The sequence below is a fragment of the Streptomyces millisiae genome (assembly GCF_031845425.1).
GTDB classification, from domain to species: domain Bacteria; phylum Actinomycetota; class Actinomycetes; order Streptomycetales; family Streptomycetaceae; genus Streptomyces; species Streptomyces millisiae.
Window position 1 is genome coordinate 120,220 of record NZ_JAVREM010000013.1, and the last position, 15,849, is coordinate 136,068.

Genomic DNA, 15,849 nt, shown 5'->3' on the forward strand with positions numbered 1-15,849 from the left:
ATCAGGCGTCGAGCGCTCCCGGAACGTTCATCCGGAACTCGACCTCCACCGGCCGCCCCTCGAGCCTGACCGCCACGCTCTGGCTCCCCAACTGCGGCGAGAACGCCACCAGCAGGTACTCGCCGTGCTCCGGCGCGGCAACGGTGAACGCGCCGTCCGCCGCGCTGCGTGTCTTGACCAGGTGCCGGCCGCCGCCGGCGCCGGACAGCGTCACGACGGCGCGGGGCAGCGCCACCCCGAGGGAGTCCCGCACCCGCCCTCTGATGATCAGCCCCGGCTCCGTCTCGACTTCGTCCGCCATGCCCCCACACTCCTCCTCGCCGTCGCGCGTCGTTCCCGTCACGCTGTCAGGTTGTGCCCTGCTCGTTATCCAAGACACCTGGACGGCACGAATAGTTGACCCCTATGCGCGTTCGATGGGCGCACTTTCAGCCGGCGCGCAGCTCGATCAACGTCACGTCGGGGTCGGCGCCGATCCGGACCGGCGGGCCGAACGCGCCGGCGCCCCGGGTGACATAGAGCTGGGTGTCGCCGTAGCGGTCGAGACCCGCGAGGGTCGGGTTGGCGGCCGCCGCCACGTAGTTCAGCGGCCACATCTGCCCGCCGTGGGTGTGCCCCGACAGCTGGAGGTCGACGCCGTACTCGACGGCGTCGTGGATCTGGACGGGCTGGTGCGCCATCAGGACGCTGACCCGCGACGGGTCGCGGTCGCCGAGCGCGGCCTCGAAGTCGGGACCGCCGAAGTCGGTGCCCTCGCCGGCCACGTCGTTGACCCCGGCCAGGTCGAAGTGGGGCAGCTCGTCCCTGGCGTTGGCGAGCGGACGCAGACCGAGCTCCCTGACGTGGTCGACCCAGGCACCGGTGTCGACGTTGTACTCGTGGTTGCCCGTGACGTAGTAGACGCCGTCCCTGGACTCGATCCCGGCGAGCGGCGCGACCGCCGAACGCAGGTCGTCCACCTCGGCGTCGACGAGGTCGCCGACGACGGTGACGAGGTGCGGCCTGGTGCGGTTGATGGTGTCCACCACCCGCTGGCAGTGCGCGCGGCCGAGCAGCGGCCCGAGGTGGATGTCGCTGACGACGGCCACCCGGTATCCGTCCGCCGCGCTCGGCAGCCGCGGCAGGGTGACGCTCACCCGCCGCGTCACGAGCCGCCGCGCGGCGTACGTCCCGTAGCCCATGAACCCGGCCGTCACCACCCCGGTGGCGACGGCGATCCCCCGCGCGACGACGAGCCTCCGGCTCGGCCGACCACGCTCCGCCGCTGACGCGGCGGACTCCACGCCGTCCTGAGGCCCCACCTCCGGGGCTCCGCCCCGGCCCCCACCGCCTGACGCGCCCGGTTCCGGGGCTTCGCCCCGGGCCTCCCTACCTGACGCGCCCGGTTCCGGGGCTTCGCCCCGGGCCCCGTCGACCGCTGGCGCGCCGGCGGCTCGGGCCGCGCCAGCCGGCGTCGGGGCTGCGCCCCGGGCCCCCGCGCTGCCGCCGGCGGGGGCAGAACCCTCAGCCGAACCGCCGGACTCCGGGGCTCCGCCCCGGGCCCCGTCGACCGCTGGCGCGGTGGCGGCGCCGGTACGAGCCGCGCCGACCGGCGTCGGGCCTTCGGCCCGGCCCACGCTGCCGGCAGCGGGTGTGGAACCCCCGGCCGAACCGGCGGAGCCCGTGGCTTCGCCCCGGTCAGCGGTGCGGGAAGTCCCGGACCGCAGGCCGCCTTCGGCGGGCACGCGGGCCGCCGCGCCAGCGGCACCGGCCATGCCGGCCGGCGTCGAGGCTCCGTCCCCGGCCGAACCGGCGGAGCCCGTGGCTTCGCCCCGGACACCGGCGCTGGACGCCGTCACGGCGTCCTCCGCACCGGAGGTACCGGACCGACGGTCGCCCTCGGCGGGCACCCGGGCCGCCGCGCCAGCGGCAGCGGCCGTGCCGGTGGGTGTCGGGGCTTCACCACCCGCCGTCGGACCCTCGGCTCGGCCCGCACCGTCGCCGGCGGGCGCGAAGCGCCCGGCCTGGCCGGCGGAGCCCCCGGGCGAACCGGCGGCTCCGCCGGCCAGAACCCGGCCTCCGGCCGGGCGCGTGCCGCGGAGGAGGAACGGGCGGACGGCCTCCGAGATGGCGAGCGTCAGCAGGATGTAGAGCAGTGAGCCGTACCAGTAGTTGCCCGGCCAGGCGAGGACCTGGATCAGGGGGAACGGCAGGTCGAGGAGGCGGCCGCCCAGTATGGCCAGGAGCGACGTGGCCGGCAGCACGCACAGCAGCGCCGTGCCGACGCGCCGGTACCAGCCCCCCGGCCGGGACACGTCGCGGACGAGCCGCAGCCAGAGATACCAGTGGACGACGACCACGAGCACCAGCAGCACGGCGACGAAGCCGAACCCCATCCCGTCAACCTTTCCTCAGGACCCCCACAGCCAAGTATGGGCGAGCCCGATCCCCCGGTTGACGGCGGCTCTCACCGGTTTGACACGCTCCGCTCGCCGCGTCACGGCGCGACGACGGTAAGTTCACGATGTGCCGTTCAATCGCTCGTCTGCTTTTACGACCGCCGCGCGCGCGTTCGGCTGCGCCGCACTCGTCACGTTCGCCCTCGTCTCGCCGGCCCATGCCGACGAGGAGGCGGACGACGCCCGGGACGAACAACCCCCGGAGGCCATGTCCACCATCGGCGGCGAACGTCTCGGCCGCCCCGGCACGCAGGTCGACCGGGGCGACGACGCGCCGGCCCTGCCCGACGACCTCACCTCCAGGTCGTGGATCGTGGCCGACGCCGAGACCGGCGACGTGCTGGCCGCGCACAACGCGCACTGGCCGCTCGCCCCCGCCAGCACCCTCAAGATGCTGTTCGCCGACACCGTGCTGCCCAGGTTCGAGCGCGACGAGACCTACCGCGCCGAGCCCGAGCACTTCGAGGAGATGGGCGAGGGCAGCAGCGCCGTCGGCATCGCCGACGGCCAGACCTACACCGTCGAGGACCTGTGGCACGGCGTCTTCCTCGCCTCCGGCAACGACGCCGTCTACGCGCTCACCGCCATGAACGGCGGCAAGGAGCGCACCGTCGCCCAGATGAACGAGCGCGCCGAGGAGTTGCAGGCCAACGACACGCACGTCGTCAACCCGGACGGCTACGACGCCGAGGGGCAGCTCTCCTCGGCCTACGACCTGACCCTCTTCGCCCGCTCCGGCATGCAGAACTCCGACTTCCGCGAGTACGTGTCCACGCCGCGCGCCGAGTTCCCCGGTTCCGGCGAGGGCGAGGACCGGGAGAGCTACGAGATCCAGTCCACCAACCGGCTGCTCGTCGGGGCGCCGGGGCTCGACCGCTACGAGGGCCTGGCCGGCGTCAAGAACGGCTACACCTCGACCGCGGGGCACACCTTCACGGGCGTGGCCGAGCGCGACGGCCGGGTGCTGCTCGTCACGGCGCTCGCGCCCGACGACGACGACCCGCTGGCGGTCTACCGCGAGTCGGCGGCGCTGCTCGACTGGGGCTTCGCGGCCGAGGGCCTCGTCGAGCCGGTGGGCGAGCTGGTGCCGCCGCTGAGCGAGACGCCCGACTCGGACGGCGGCGAGGACGGCGAGGAGTCGGACGGCGACGACGGCAAGAACGGCGGCCAGGAGGCCGGCCTGCACGGCGCCGCCGGCTCGGACGGCGGCGCCGTCAGCGGCCTGCTGGTGCTGGGCGTCACGGCGGCGGGCCTGGTGGTGCTTGCGGCGGGGGCCTACGTGTTCCATCGCCGGCATCCTCTTCCGGCGCTGAGTCAGCTGTCGGCTCTTCGCCCAGGACGTCGGCGCGACGACGCTCCTCGGGAGTGACCGCGGAGGCCGTCCAGGCGCAGCACACCAGCAGCAGCTTGGCCATCAGGTTGATCCAGACGAGCAGCGCGATGGGGGCGCCGAAGGCCCCGTAGAGATTGCGGGTCGCGACCTGGGTGAGGTAGCCGCCGAGCAGCGCCTTCAGCAGCTCGAAGCCGACCGCGCCCAGGCCGCAGACCGTCAGCAGCTGGCCGCGCGGCGGCCGGACGCCGGGCAGCCAGCTCAGCACGTACACCAGCAGCAGGGCCGTCACGGCCGCGGCGAACGCGAAGGCCGCGAACTGGATGAGCACGACGCCGGGGCCGTGCTTGGCGAGGATCCTGACCACGGCGAGCGCCAGTCCTGAGACGGCGAGCGAGAGCAGCGTGACGGCGCCGAGCCCGGCCAGCACGCCGAGGTCCTTGGCGCCGCGCAGCAGCGGGTTGCCCGGCGGGTCCCGCAGGTCCCACAGCTCCCGCAGGCAGCCGCGCAGCGCGCCTACCCAGCTGGCGCCGGTGGGCACCACGAGCAGCAGCGAGACAAGACCGAGGGTGTCCGCGTTGGCGAAGAGGCTGTCCAGGTCGAGCCGGTGCGCGATGCCGGGCACCTGGTCGGCGAACCAGTCCTCGACCTGGCCCACCCGCTCGTCGCTCAGCACGGCGGCGGTGATGGCGGCGGCCAGGCCGAGGACGGGGAAGAGCGCCGTGAAGCTGGTGAAGGTGATGGCCGCCGCCAGCCGCGTCCAGTTGCGTTCGTCCAGGTACTCGTAGACGTGCCAGGCCCGCGTGCGCTGGATCCTGGCCAGCGTGGGGCCGATCCAGGGCAGCCGGGTCAGAGTCACCATCGCGCGTGCCACGGTAGGTGCGCCTGCCCGCGGAGCGGCAAAAGACACGCCCCGGCGCGGAGCGCCGGGGCTCTCCCCCACCCGCCCGCCCTTTACGCGCCGCGCGCCGCGGCCCCGCTCAGGCCGTCTCGTGGGCGGGCTCGCCCGCCAGCGCGGCCGTGCGGCCGGTGAAGCGGAACTCGCGGCAGGGCTGCCAGACGCCGGCCGCGTCCTGCTGGTAGAGCGCGAAGCCGCGCACCGTCCAGGCCGCCTCGTAGTCGGCGAGCTCGGCCTGCGCGATGTCCATCGCGTCCTCGGCGATGCCGTGCGCGAGGGTGACGTGCGGGTGGTAGGGGAAGCTCAGTTCGCGGTCCAGCGGGCCGCCGGCCGCCCGCACCCGCTCCTGGAGCCGGTCGCAGGCCGCGCCGCCCTCGACCACCCGCAGGAAGACCACCGGCGTCAGCGGCCGGAAGGTGTCGGTGCCGCGCAGCCGCAGGGGGAAGGGACGGCCGGCCCTGGCGACGGCGGACAGGTGGTCCTCGATCGCGGGCCGGTCGGCGGCGTGCACCTCGGTCGGCGGCAGCAGCGTCACATGGGTGGGGATGCCGGCCGCGGCGGCGTCGCCGAAGCCGAGCCGGCTGCGTTGCAGAGCGCTGCCATGCGGTTCGGGGACCGCGATCGACACGCCGAGCGTGACCGTGCCCACGCCACGACTCCTCTCCTCGCGCTGCTCGTTACCCGGTCCCCCGCCCCCGCGTGATCGCCCGTCAGCCGCCGGCCGGCGCCAGGAAGCCCATCCGGTCGTAGACGGTGGCCATGGTCCCGGACGCCACCTCGCGCGCCTTGGCGGCGCCCTCGGCCAGGATCGCGTCGAGCTGGGCCGGGTCGTCGAGGAACTCCAGGACCCGGGTGCGGAAGGGCGCCACCCAGTCGGCGAAGATCTCGGCGACCTCGGTCTTCAGCGGGCCGTACAGCTGGCCGGCGAACTTCTCCTCGATCTCGCCGACGGAGAGACCGGTGAGCGCCGAGTAGATGGTGAGCAGGTTGCTGACGCCCGGCTTGGCCACCGGGTCGTAGCGCACCTCGGTGCCGGTGTCGGTGACGGCGCTGCGGAACTTCTTCGCGGAGACCTTCGCCTCGTCCATCAGCCAGACCACGCCCTTGTCGGAGGCGGCGGACTTGCTCATCTTGGCCGCCGGGTCCTGGAGGTCGTAGATCTTGGCGGTCTCCTTGAGGATGTACGCCTCGGGCAGGGTGAGCGTGTCCCCGAACTGGCTGTTGAAGCGCTGCCCGACGTCCCTGGTGAGCTCGACGTGCTGGCGCTGGTCCTCGCCGACCGGCACCTGGTTGGCGTGGTAGAGCAGGATGTCGGCGGCCTGGAGCACGGGGTAGGTGAAGAGGCCGACGCTGGTGCCCTCGGCGCCCTGCTTGGCCGACTTGTCCTTGAACTGGGTCATCCGGGACGCCTCGCCGAACCGCGTCAGGCAGTTCATCACCCAGGCGAGCTGGCTGTGCTCGGGCACGTGGCTCTGCACGAACAGGGTGCAGCGGGCCGGGTCGACGCCGGCGCTGAGCAGCTGGGCCGCGGCCAGCCTGGTGGACGCGCGCAGCTCCGCCGGGTCCTGCGGGATGGTGATCGCGTGCAGGTCGACGACCATGTAGAACGCGTCGTGGGTCTCCTGCAGGGCCACCCACTGACGCACCGCGCCGAGGTAGTTGCCGAGGTGGAACGAGCCCGCGGTGGGCTGGATCCCGGAGAGCACACGCAGTCGTCCTGTGGTCATGGGTTCATTGTCTCAGGTCCCCCACCCTCCGAGGCCAGCCCGATCCCGGCCGCCCGGGAGGCGTCGGTTAACCTGACGGGCGGACCTGAAGGATCTCGCTGTCTGAACTGTCCGACTTCGGAAGGCCACACATGCCCCGCACCCCCGTCAACGTAACCGTCACCGGAGCGGCCGGCCAGATCGGCTACGCCCTGCTCTTCCGCATCGCCTCCGGGCAGCTCCTCGGCCAGGACACCCCGGTCCGGCTGCGGCTGCTGGAGATCACCCCGGCGCTGTCGGCCGCCGAGGGCACCGCCATGGAGCTGGACGACTGCGCCTTCCCGCTGCTCGCCGGCATCGACATCACCGACGACCCGAACGTCGCCTTCGACGGCGCCAACGTGGCCCTGCTGGTCGGCGCCCGGCCGCGCACCAAGGGTATGGAGCGCGGGGACCTGCTGGAGGCCAACGGCGGCATCTTCAAGCCACAGGGCAAGGCCATCAACGACCACGCCGCCGACGACGTCAAGGTCCTCGTGGTGGGCAACCCGGCCAACACCAACGCGCTGATCGCCCAGGCCGCCGCGCCGGACGTGCCGGCGGAGCGGTTCACGGCGATGACCAGGCTCGACCACAACCGCGCGCTGTCGCAGCTGGCGAAGAAGACCGGCTCCAGCGTGTCCGAGATCCGCCGCCTGACCATCTGGGGCAACCACTCGGCCACCCAGTACCCGGACGTGTTCCACGCGGAGATCGCCGGGCGGAACGCGGCCGAGGTCGTCGACGACGAGAAGTGGCTGGCCGACGAGTTCATCCCGACCGTCGCCAAGCGTGGCGCGGCCATCATCGAGGCCCGCGGCGCCTCCTCGGCGGCCTCGGCGGCCAACGCGGCCGTGGACCACGTGTTCACCTGGGTCAACGGCACCGCCGAGGGCGACTGGACCTCGATGGCCGTTCCCTCCGACGGCTCCTACGGCGTGCCCGAGGGCCTGATCTCCTCGTTCCCGGTGACCACGGCCGACGGCTCCTACTCGATCGTCCAGGGCCTGGAGATCAACGAGTTCTCCCGCGCCAGGATCGACGCCTCGGTCAAGGAGCTCTCCGAGGAGCGCGAGGCCGTGCGCGCGCTCGGCCTCATCTGATCGACCGGCGGCACGGCCTCCCCCGCGAAAAAAGCGGAAGAAATCGGGGAGAGAACGTGCGCGAGTGGTGGCCCCGGACCTGAGGTCGGGGCCACACTGCATCCCACGCACACCGCGCGCGCGTCCCGTCCCCGCCCCGCCGCCACACCTCGAAGGACTGCACACCATGCGGATACGTCATCCCCTCTTCGCCGGGATGGGTGCCCTGAGCCTGCTGGCGGTGAGCGGCTGCGAGCTGGCCGGCGGGGTGACGGGGCGGCTGGCCGAGGACGAGCGGGAGCCCGTGGTGATCGCGGTGCCGGCGTGGCCCGGCGGGCAGGCGAACGCGGCGGTGGCCGCCCACGTGCTGGAGAACGAGCTCGACGTGCCGGTGCGCAGGGTGGAGCTCGGCCAGCGGGAGGCGTGGGAGCAGCTGGGGCAGGGCAGCGTGCAGGCGGTCCTGGAGGACTGGGGCGCGCTGCCGGACGTGGTCGAGCTGTACGTCGACCGCAAGGAGCAGGTGGTGGGCGCGGGCGAGCTCGGCATCACGGGGCACGTCGGCTGGTACGTCCCCGAGGAGTTCGCCGAGGCCAACCCGGGGGTGCTCGACTGGCGCAACCTGAACGACTTCGCGGGCGAGCTCGGCGGCCGGCTGCTGCACGGCGACCCGGAGTACGCCACCAGGGACGAGGCGATCGTCGAGGACCTGGACCTGGCCTACCGGCCGGTGGCGGCCGGCAGCGAGGACGCGCTGGTCGAGGAGATAGCGGGCGCGGCCGCGGCGGGCGAGCCGCTGCTGACGTACTTCTGGGAGCCGCACTGGCTGAGCGCCGAGGTGCCGCTCGCCGAGATACAGCTCCCCGCCTACTACCCGCGGATAACGCTGCAGAAGTACCTGAACGCCGAGTTCGCCGAGGCGGGCGGCGCGGCCGTCGACTTCCTGCGGAACTTCTCCTGGTCGGCCGAGGACCAGAACGCGGTGGCGGAGCTGATCGCCGGCGAGGGCATGACGCCGGCGGCCGCGGCCGAGCGGTGGGTCACCGAACACCCGGACACGGTCGCCGGCTGGCTGGAGTAGGGCTAACCAGCGGAGAACCGCAGCACGTCGTTGAGGAACGGCATCTCCAACCACGGGCCGGGCTCGGCCATCAGCGTCAGCAGCGTGATGAGGGCGCCGGCGACGCCGTAGGTCAGCACGTCGGTGAAGCGGGAGCGGACCGCGAGCATCCCGACGGCCGGCAGCCAGCCGCGCATCCCGGCGGCGGCGAGCAGCGTGCAGCCGACGATCAGCAGCCCGATCCGGAAGTCGCCGAGGGTGACGAGCAGCCCGAGCAGCGTGCCGCCGAGCACGGCGAGCAGCGGCCACTGGCGTATCGGCGCGGGGGCGCTGCCCGGCGCGGTGCGCTGACCGCCCTCGGGGCGCGCGGTGTCGCGCGTGCGGTACTTCTCCGGCACCCGCCAGCGGCGGAGCCAGCCGATCCCCTGGTCGCCTCCCACCCCGGTCACCCGCTGACCTCGGCGGCGGCGGCGCGCTCGGCGGCCTCCACCACGTTCTGCAGGAGCATGGCCCGGGTCATGGGCCCGACGCCGCCCGGGTTCGGGGAGAGCCAGCCGGCGACCTCGGCCACGCCGGGGTGCACGTCGCCGACGATCTTGCCGTGCTCGTCCCGGCTGACGCCGACGTCGAGGACGGCCGCGCCCGGCTTCACGTCCTCGGGCTTGACCAGGTGCGGCACGCCGGCGGCGGCCACGATGATGTCGGCCTGGCGCAGATGGGCGGAGATGTCCCGGGTGCCGGTGTGGACCTGGGTGACCGTGGCGTTCTCGCTGCGCCGGGTGAGGAGCAGCGGGATGGAGCGGCCGATGGTGACGCCCCGGCCGACGACGACCACGTGGGCGCCGGCGATCTCCACGCCGTGCCGGCGCAGCAGCGTGACCACGCCGTTGGGGGTGCAGGGCAGCGGGGCCGGCTGGCCGAGGACGAGGCGGCCCAGGTTGGTGGGGTGCAGGCCGTCCGCGTCCTTGGCGGGGTCGATGAGCTCCAGCACCCGGTTGGCGTCGACGCCGCGCGGCAGCGGCAGCTGGACGATGTAGCCGGTGCAGGCCGGGTCGGCGTTCAGCTCCCGGACGACGGCCTCGATCTCGTCCTGGCTGGCGGTGCCCGGCAGCTCGCGCTGGATGGAGGAGATCCCGACGGCGGCGCAGTCGCGGTGCTTGCCCGCGACGTACTTCTGGCTGCCGACGTCGTCGCCGACCAGCAGGGTGCCGAGCCCCGGGGTCACGCCGCGCTCCCTGAGGACCGCGACCCGGGCCTTCAGGTCAGTCTTGATCGCGGCCGCGGCCGCCCTGCCATCGAGAATCTGGGCGCTCATGACCGCCATTCTCCCGGATGGCGGGGGCGGGAATCGAATCCGGTCCCCGGGCCGCGACCGTCAGGTCTCAGCTTCGCCACAGAGCCCGGCAGCGGGTGGACGCGGGCCGGGCGAGGACGGTCGAATGACGCGTCGGCTGATCTCGGGGGGCGGAAGGCGAACGCGTCCTCGGAGGTTCGGCGGCCAACCGAGGCGCCTCCCGGCGGGCAGCCGCTCCGCCGGCGGCCGGGTTCGCTCCTGCGGACGGCACAAGGCATCGCGAGCCCATACGCCCCTCACACACGATCGAGGCACCGACCCCATAGCCACTCCTCGACGGACAGCTGCCGCCCCTCACTCGCGGCAGCCGGCGGCATCGGCCATGCGGCGGCCGGGCGGTCCTCCGCCGGCGCGGGCCGGCCCGGGCGACCACACGCCCGTCGCGCGACGGTCAACTCCGGTGCGCGACGGGGTTGTTCGTGGACACCGGGCGCATCGACAGCACCGCCCAGTGGATCATGAGCACGACACAATTCGGGTAGACCGGTCATCAGGCAACTCCCCACACCTCTACGGAGGTTCCTGATGCACCACCCGCAACCCCCCACCCACGCACGCCGGTTGGCCGCCACACTGGCGGCACTGCTGGCCGCGCTGCTGCTCGCCCTGCTCACCGCGACCCCCGCCGACGCCCTGCCCCCCGACATCCCCGACGAGGAGCAGGCGCGCGCCGAACTCGCCGCCCTCACCGTCGAACCGCCGGGCTCGATGGCCGGCTACTCGCGCGACGAGTTCCCGCACTGGATCACCGTCAAGGGCTGCACCACCCGGCAGAGCGTCCTCATCCGCGACGGCGAGAACGTCGAGCTGGCGCCCGGCAGTTGCCGGCCCGTCGCCGGCGACTGGTTCAGCCCCTACGACGACACCACCTGGACCAACCCGTCCCAGCTCGACATCGACCACGTCGTGCCGCTCGCCGAGGGCTGGCGCTCCGGCGCCGACGAGTGGACCAGGGACCGGCGCCGCGAGTTCGCCAACGACCTCACCACCTCGCAGCTGATCGCGGTCAGCGCCGCGTCCAACCGCTCCAAGGGCGACCAGGACCCGGCCGACTGGCAGCCGCCGGCCGAGGAGTTCCACTGCACCTACGCGGAGATGTGGATCCACGTGAAGTACGTGTACGAGCTCACGCTCGACCAGGCCGAGTCCGACGCGCTGGAGGAGATGCTCAACTCCTGCTGACCCAGCGGGTATGAAGTGGAGGCATGAGCGACAGGTACTCCGTCTTCACCGCGCCCCGCGGCGGGGTGATGACCAGCGAGGTCGGCGTGATCACCGGGGAGCTCGAACTCCACACCGGCGCCGCCGACGACGGCACCCTGACCCTGCGCGTCCGCTACGCGGGGGCCGCCGAGTGGTACACCATCGACGGCGGCCCCTACCGCCTCCACGACCCGCGCGACCACGAGGTCCTGCACGAGGTCGTCGTCAACCTCCTGCACCGACCCCAGCCGTGAGGGGCGCGCCCTCAGTGGAAGAAGTGCCGGGTGCCGGTCAGGTACATCGTGACGCCGGCGGCCTTCGCCGCCTCGATCACCTGCTCGTCGCGGACCGAGCCGCCCGGCTGCGCCACCGCCCGCACGCCCGCCTCGACCAGCACCTCCAGCCCGTCGGGGAACGGGAAGAACGCGTCGGACGCCGCGAACGAGCCGGCCGCCCGCTCCTCGCCGGCGCGCCGCACCGCGAGCCGCGCCGAGTCCACCCGGTTCACCTGGCCCATCCCGACGCCGACCGTGGCGCCGTCCTTCGCCAGCAGGATCGCGTTGGACTTCACCGCCCGGCAGGCGCGCCAGGCGAACTCGAGCTCGGCCAGCTCGGCGGCCGGCAGCGGCTCGCCGGCGACCAGACGCCACTCGGCCGGGTCGTCGCCCGCCGCCTGGAGCCGGTCCGTGACCTGCACCAGCGTGCCGCCGTCCACCGGCCGGTACTCGGCGCCCGCGGCCGGCGCCTCCGGGCAGCGCAGCACCCGGATGTTCTTCTTGCGGGCCAGCACCTCCACCGCGCCGTCCTCGTAGCCGGGGGCCACGATGACCTCGGTGAAGATCTCCGCCACCTGCTCGGCCATCGCCACCGACACCGGCCGGTTGACCGCGATCACCCCGCCGTAGGCGGAGAGCGGGTCGCAGGCGTGGGCCTTCCGGTGCGCCTCGGCCACGTCGGAACCGACCGCGATGCCACAGGGGTTGGAGTGCTTGATGATCGCCACGCACGGCTGCTCGTGGTCGTAGGCGGCGCGCCGCGCGGCGTCGGTGTCGACGTAGTTGTTGTACGACATCTCCTTGCCGTGCAGCTGCTCGGCGGCGGCGAGCCCGGTGCCGCTGCCGTCCCCGTAGAGCGCGGCCGCCTGGTGCGGGTTCTCGCCGTAGCGCAGCACCCGCTCCCTGGTGAACGTCAGGTTGGCGTTCTCGATGAACAACTCGCCCTCGGGCGCGTCCAGCTGCGCGAACCAGCCGGCCACCGCCGCGTCGTACTCGGCGGTGTGCTGGAACGCGCGGGCCGCCAGCCGCCGCCGCTGGGCCAGCGTGAACCCGCCGCCCTCGACCGCCGCCAGCACCTCCGGGTACCGCGCGGGGTCCACCACGACCGCCACGGACGGGTGGTTCTTGGCGGCGGCGCGCACCATCGAGGGGCCGCCGATGTCGATCTGCTCCACGCACTCGTCGACCGAGGCGCCCGACTCCACCGTCTTCCGGAACGGGTACAGGTTGCCCACCACGAGCTCGAACGCCTCGATGCCGTGCTCGGCGAGCTGCTCCCGGTGCGCGTCGAGACGCTGGTCGGCCAGGATGCCCGCGTGCACCCTCGGGTGCAGCGTCTTCACCCGGCCGTCGAGCAGCTCGGGGAAGCCGGTGACGTCCGCCACCTCGGTGACCGGCACCCCGGCCTCCGCGATGGTCCTGGCCGTCGATCCCGTGGAGACCAGCGTCACCCCGGCCGCGTGCAGCCCGGTAGCCAGCTCGGCGAGCCCCGTCTTGTCGTAGACGCTGATCAGCGCCCTGCGCACCGGGCGCCGCGCCTCAAGATCGCTGTGTTCGCCGGTCATGGGATAAACACCTTCCGTCCCTCGATGCTGTAGCCGTCCCGGGCGAGTCGCCCCACGACCTCCACGAGCAGCCCGCGCTCGACGTCCTTGATCCGCTCGTGCAGCGCGGCCTCGTCGTCCGTGTCCCTGATCTCCACCGCCCGCTGCGCGATGATCGGCCCGCTGTCCACGCCCGCGTCGACGAAGTGCACGGTGCAGCCGGTGACCCGCGCGCCGTGGGCGAGCGCGTCGCGCACCGCGTGCGCGCCGGGGAAGCTCGGCAGCAGGGCGGGGTGCGTGTTGACGAAGCGACCGCCGAAGCGGGCCAGGAACGCCGCGCCCACGATCTTCATGAAGCCGGCCGACACCACCAGGTCGGGCCGGTGCTCGGCCACCGCCTCGGCCAACGCCGCGTCCCACGCCTCTCGGGTCGGGTAGTCCCGCACCCGGCAGACGAACGTCGGCAACCCGGCACGCTCGGCCCGTGCGAGACCCTCGATCCCGCTCCGGTCGGCGCCCACGGCCACCACCTCGGCGCCGTACGCCGGGCCACGCTCCGCCACCGCGTCGAGCAGGGCCTGGAGGTTGGTGCCCGAACCGGATACCAGTACGACGACGCGCGCCGGCGCCGCCGGCTCAGCTGGAAGGGGCACTGCGAAAACTTTCTCTGCGTCTCTGCGCCTCACCGGCGGGCCTCGCGGGGAGTCTCCGGCAACGATACCGGCACGCCTCACTCCCCCCGTGCCGTGGGGCGGTCCGCTCCAGGTACGGTCGAAAGCAACGCACCTAGCAGGGAGACCCGACGACCACCATGACGGACCGACGCCGTGCCTCCGAACCCCAGGACCGGTCGGACGAGGAGCACAACCCCTTCGCCCCGCCGCCCGAGGGCGCGCCCGACCGCCCCTGGCAGCCGCGTCACCTCCCGGGCGACGGCCGTGACGGCGGCCGGGGCGACGGTCAGGGCGGCGGCGCGGACGGCGGCGAGGACCGCGAGCGGGACGGCCAACGGCCGCGCTGGGGCAGCCAGTGGAGCAGCCGGCAACCGCGCCGCGGCAGCGGCCGCTGGGGCGAACCGCCCGGCGGCCAGGACGGCGGCCCCGGCGGCGGCCCGGCCGGCCCGGGCCGGTGGGACCCCTCCGACCCGGCGCAGCGGCACGCCCGCTACGCGATGCTGGCCGGCATGTGGGGCGTGCTGACGGCGGCTCTCGGCTGGGAGTGGCTGGCCCTGCTGCTCGGCTCGCTCGCCCTGTACTGGGGCATCAGCTCACTGCGCGGCGGGCCCAAGGAGGGCCCCGAGGCCAGGGAGCGCCGGGTGGCCGCCCTCCAGGGCGGGCAGGCCGGCCGGAGCACGCCGGAACCGCCGGCGACCGGGCCCGCGGGCCAGGCGGCGGCCCGCCAGGCGCCCTCCCCCGGCCGCGCCTCCGCCATCTCCGGGGTGGTGCTGGCCGGCGCCGCGCTGCTGCTGGTCGCCGCCTCGTACACCATGCAGCTCGTCTACAAGGACTACTTCGACTGCGTCGACGACGCGCTCACCGCCCCGTCCCGGGCATCCTGCGAGAACCAGCTCCCCAGCCAGCTCCGCCCGTACTTCGGCGAGCGGGAGTGAGCCGCAGCTCCTCCAGGATCCGCTGCTCGCGGGGCTTGCGGGTGCCACGCAGCCGCCAGGCGCGCAGCGTGAGCGCCACCGGAGTGGCGAGCGCGGCCGTCCAGGCGGCCGTCGCCCCGGCCACCAGGTAGGGCTCGGGCCCGAACTCCGCCATCGCGGCCGTGCCGAGCGGCCCGCCGGCGAGCGCGGCGAGGCCGCCCATGACCAGCCCCGCGCCGAGCGCGGCGAGCAGCGCGGTGCCGGCCGTCGCCCACCAGCCGTCCGCCATCGCCCGCGAGTCCCGCACCGGGACGGCCGCGTGCGCCACGAACCACGCCACCACCAGCACCACGGCGGCCGGCACCAGCGCGACCACGGCCCACGCCCAGGGCGCGTCGAGCGGCCCGGCCGGCGCCATCGCCAGCAGCGGGAACTCCGGCAGCGCCGGCTCGCCGCGCACGGCGAGCGGCCCGACCAGGCTGTCCGCACCGAGCGTGAAGCCGGGCCCGAGCCCGTAGGAGGCCGCCCACACCGCCGCGTTCGGCGCCAGCGCGCCGGCCAGCAGCAGCAGACCGATCCGCCCCGACCACTCGTCGGTCAGCGCGGCGAACACCTCCTGGGCGACGCCGGCGTGGCTCAGCAGGGCCCCCGCGGCCAGCAGGGCGCCGACGCCGCAGCAGGCCACGGCGCCGGCGAACGCGGCCCGCCCCGCGGCCCCGACCCGGCCGTCCCCCGCGGCGAGGGCCGCGACCAGCGTGACGGCCCCGGCGAACAGCGGCAGCCGAGCGGCCGACTCGTACGGCACGGTGCCGACCGCCGCCGCGCCGGCGGCCACCACGAGATAGCCGGCGAGGATCGACAGCGCGGCGGCCGGCCCCGTACCCCGCGCGGCGCGGTAGAGGAGGGCGGCCGGCAGGACGGCCAACAGCAGCGGCGTCAACCCGACCGGCGCGGGGACACCGCTGAGCGTGTCCGTGCGCACCAGTTCGACGCCGTGCCCCAGCAGCCACAGATCGGCGGCGGTCCGCAGCGCGACGCCTGGCCCGATGCCGGGATAGGGCGTGACGGTCCACAGCAGCAGCACCGGCACGGTGACGACGGCGAGCCCGAGCGCGGCGGCCAGCGCGCCCTCCAACCACCAGCGGACGCGGAATCTGCCAAGCGAAAGGTCCCACACGCCGGCCATGCTGCCAAGCGGGACCTCCCGCCCCCGGCCGGCACACCGACAACCTGCTTTTCCCACCCTCCCGCGCTGCCGCTGCGCTGACGCTGCGCTCGGCCTCGGCCGCCCCCGGCTCCGCCGGGGGTTCTTCCCCCCTCGTCGGGCCGCCGTAC

At 74.1% G+C, this 15,849-nt stretch carries 15 protein-coding genes and 1 pseudogene; 6 read left to right on the forward strand and 10 right to left on the reverse strand.

All coding sequences use genetic code 11. The features are described 5' to 3' along the window. Position 1: 1 nt before the first annotated feature. Together RNC47_RS13895 and RNC47_RS13900 are read right to left on the reverse strand one after the other, a co-directional pair. Positions 2-301 carry a carboxypeptidase-like regulatory domain-containing protein gene (locus tag RNC47_RS13895; protein ID WP_311598707.1) on the reverse strand — a complete coding sequence of 100 codons (300 nt, stop codon included), beginning with the start codon at positions 299-301 and terminating at the stop codon, positions 2-4. Between the two features lie 127 nt (positions 302-428). Next, on the reverse strand, positions 429-2,375 hold the full coding sequence (locus RNC47_RS13900) for a metallophosphoesterase (RefSeq protein ID WP_311598708.1): 1,947 nt from the start codon (positions 2,373-2,375) through the stop codon (positions 429-431). A gap of 130 nt (positions 2,376-2,505) precedes the next feature. On the opposite strand from RNC47_RS13900, the gene RNC47_RS13905 reads away from it, so the two are divergent. Further along, complete coding sequence (locus RNC47_RS13905; RefSeq protein ID WP_311598709.1) at positions 2,506-3,807, forward strand: D-alanyl-D-alanine carboxypeptidase family protein; 1,302 nt, start codon at positions 2,506-2,508, stop codon at positions 3,805-3,807. Positions 3,808-3,871: 64 nt separating this feature from the next. On the opposite strand, the pseudogene RNC47_RS13910 reads toward RNC47_RS13905, so the two are convergent. The 3 genes and pseudogenes from RNC47_RS13910 to trpS all read right to left on the reverse strand — a co-directional run. Beyond that, positions 3,872-4,630 (reverse strand): annotated as a pseudogene (locus RNC47_RS13910) (YihY/virulence factor BrkB family protein); the annotation flags it as partial. A gap of 118 nt (positions 4,631-4,748) precedes the next feature. Next, complete coding sequence (locus tag RNC47_RS13915; protein ID WP_311598711.1) at positions 4,749-5,315, reverse strand: 2'-5' RNA ligase family protein; 567 nt, start codon at positions 5,313-5,315, stop codon at positions 4,749-4,751. A 61-nt stretch (positions 5,316-5,376) separates the two neighbouring features. Next, positions 5,377-6,393 carry a tryptophan--tRNA ligase gene (gene trpS, locus RNC47_RS13920; RefSeq protein ID WP_311598713.1) on the reverse strand — a complete coding sequence of 339 codons (1,017 nt, stop codon included), beginning with the start codon at positions 6,391-6,393 and terminating at the stop codon, positions 5,377-5,379. Positions 6,394-6,524: 131 nt separating this feature from the next. Between trpS and RNC47_RS13925 the strand changes: the two genes are divergently transcribed. Then, complete coding sequence (locus RNC47_RS13925; protein WP_311598715.1) at positions 6,525-7,514, forward strand: malate dehydrogenase; 990 nt, start codon at positions 6,525-6,527, stop codon at positions 7,512-7,514. Between the two features lie 166 nt (positions 7,515-7,680). After that, positions 7,681-8,571 (forward strand): glycine betaine ABC transporter substrate-binding protein, encoded by an 891-nt coding sequence (locus RNC47_RS13930; protein WP_311598717.1) that lies wholly within the window; start codon positions 7,681-7,683, stop codon positions 8,569-8,571. Between the two features lie 2 nt (positions 8,572-8,573). On the opposite strand, the gene RNC47_RS13935 is transcribed toward RNC47_RS13930, so the two are convergent. Beyond that, positions 8,574-8,999 carry a DUF3017 domain-containing protein gene (locus tag RNC47_RS13935; RefSeq protein ID WP_311598719.1) on the reverse strand — a complete coding sequence of 142 codons (426 nt, stop codon included), beginning with the start codon at positions 8,997-8,999 and terminating at the stop codon, positions 8,574-8,576. After that, positions 8,996-9,865, reverse strand: coding sequence for a bifunctional methylenetetrahydrofolate dehydrogenase/methenyltetrahydrofolate cyclohydrolase (locus RNC47_RS13940; RefSeq protein ID WP_311598721.1), 870 nt, complete (start codon positions 9,863-9,865; stop codon positions 8,996-8,998). The genes RNC47_RS13935 and RNC47_RS13940 overlap by 4 nt, the downstream gene beginning before the upstream one ends. A 564-nt stretch (positions 9,866-10,429) precedes the next feature. Between RNC47_RS13940 and RNC47_RS13945 the strand changes: the two genes are divergently transcribed. After that, positions 10,430-11,086: an HNH endonuclease family protein gene (locus RNC47_RS13945; RefSeq protein WP_311598723.1), complete on the forward strand. Its 657-nt coding sequence runs from the start codon at positions 10,430-10,432 to the stop codon at positions 11,084-11,086. Positions 11,087-11,109: 23 nt separating this feature from the next. Further along, complete coding sequence (locus RNC47_RS13950; protein WP_311598724.1) at positions 11,110-11,361, forward strand: hypothetical protein; 252 nt, start codon at positions 11,110-11,112, stop codon at positions 11,359-11,361. Positions 11,362-11,372: 11 nt separating this feature from the next. On the opposite strand, the gene purH is transcribed toward RNC47_RS13950, so the two are convergent. Both purH and purN read right to left on the reverse strand, forming a co-directional pair. Continuing rightward, positions 11,373-12,947: a bifunctional phosphoribosylaminoimidazolecarboxamide formyltransferase/IMP cyclohydrolase gene (gene purH, locus RNC47_RS13955; RefSeq protein WP_311598726.1), complete on the reverse strand. Its 1,575-nt coding sequence runs from the start codon at positions 12,945-12,947 to the stop codon at positions 11,373-11,375. Beyond that, complete coding sequence (gene purN, locus RNC47_RS13960) at positions 12,944-13,579, reverse strand: phosphoribosylglycinamide formyltransferase (RefSeq protein ID WP_311598728.1); 636 nt, start codon at positions 13,577-13,579, stop codon at positions 12,944-12,946. Before purN ends, purH begins: the two co-directional genes overlap by 4 nt. A 158-nt stretch (positions 13,580-13,737) precedes the next feature. On the opposite strand from purN, the gene RNC47_RS13965 reads away from it, so the two are divergent. Next, the gene (locus tag RNC47_RS13965; RefSeq protein WP_311598729.1) at positions 13,738-14,535 is read left to right on the forward strand and encodes a hypothetical protein; all 798 of its coding nucleotides are present in this window, start codon (positions 13,738-13,740) and stop codon (positions 14,533-14,535) included. Here RNC47_RS13965 and RNC47_RS13970 read toward each other — a convergent pair. Next, positions 14,459-15,691, reverse strand: coding sequence for a cell division protein PerM (locus RNC47_RS13970; protein WP_311598730.1), 1,233 nt, complete (start codon positions 15,689-15,691; stop codon positions 14,459-14,461). The genes RNC47_RS13965 and RNC47_RS13970 overlap by 77 nt on opposite strands. Positions 15,692-15,849 lie beyond the last annotated feature (158 nt).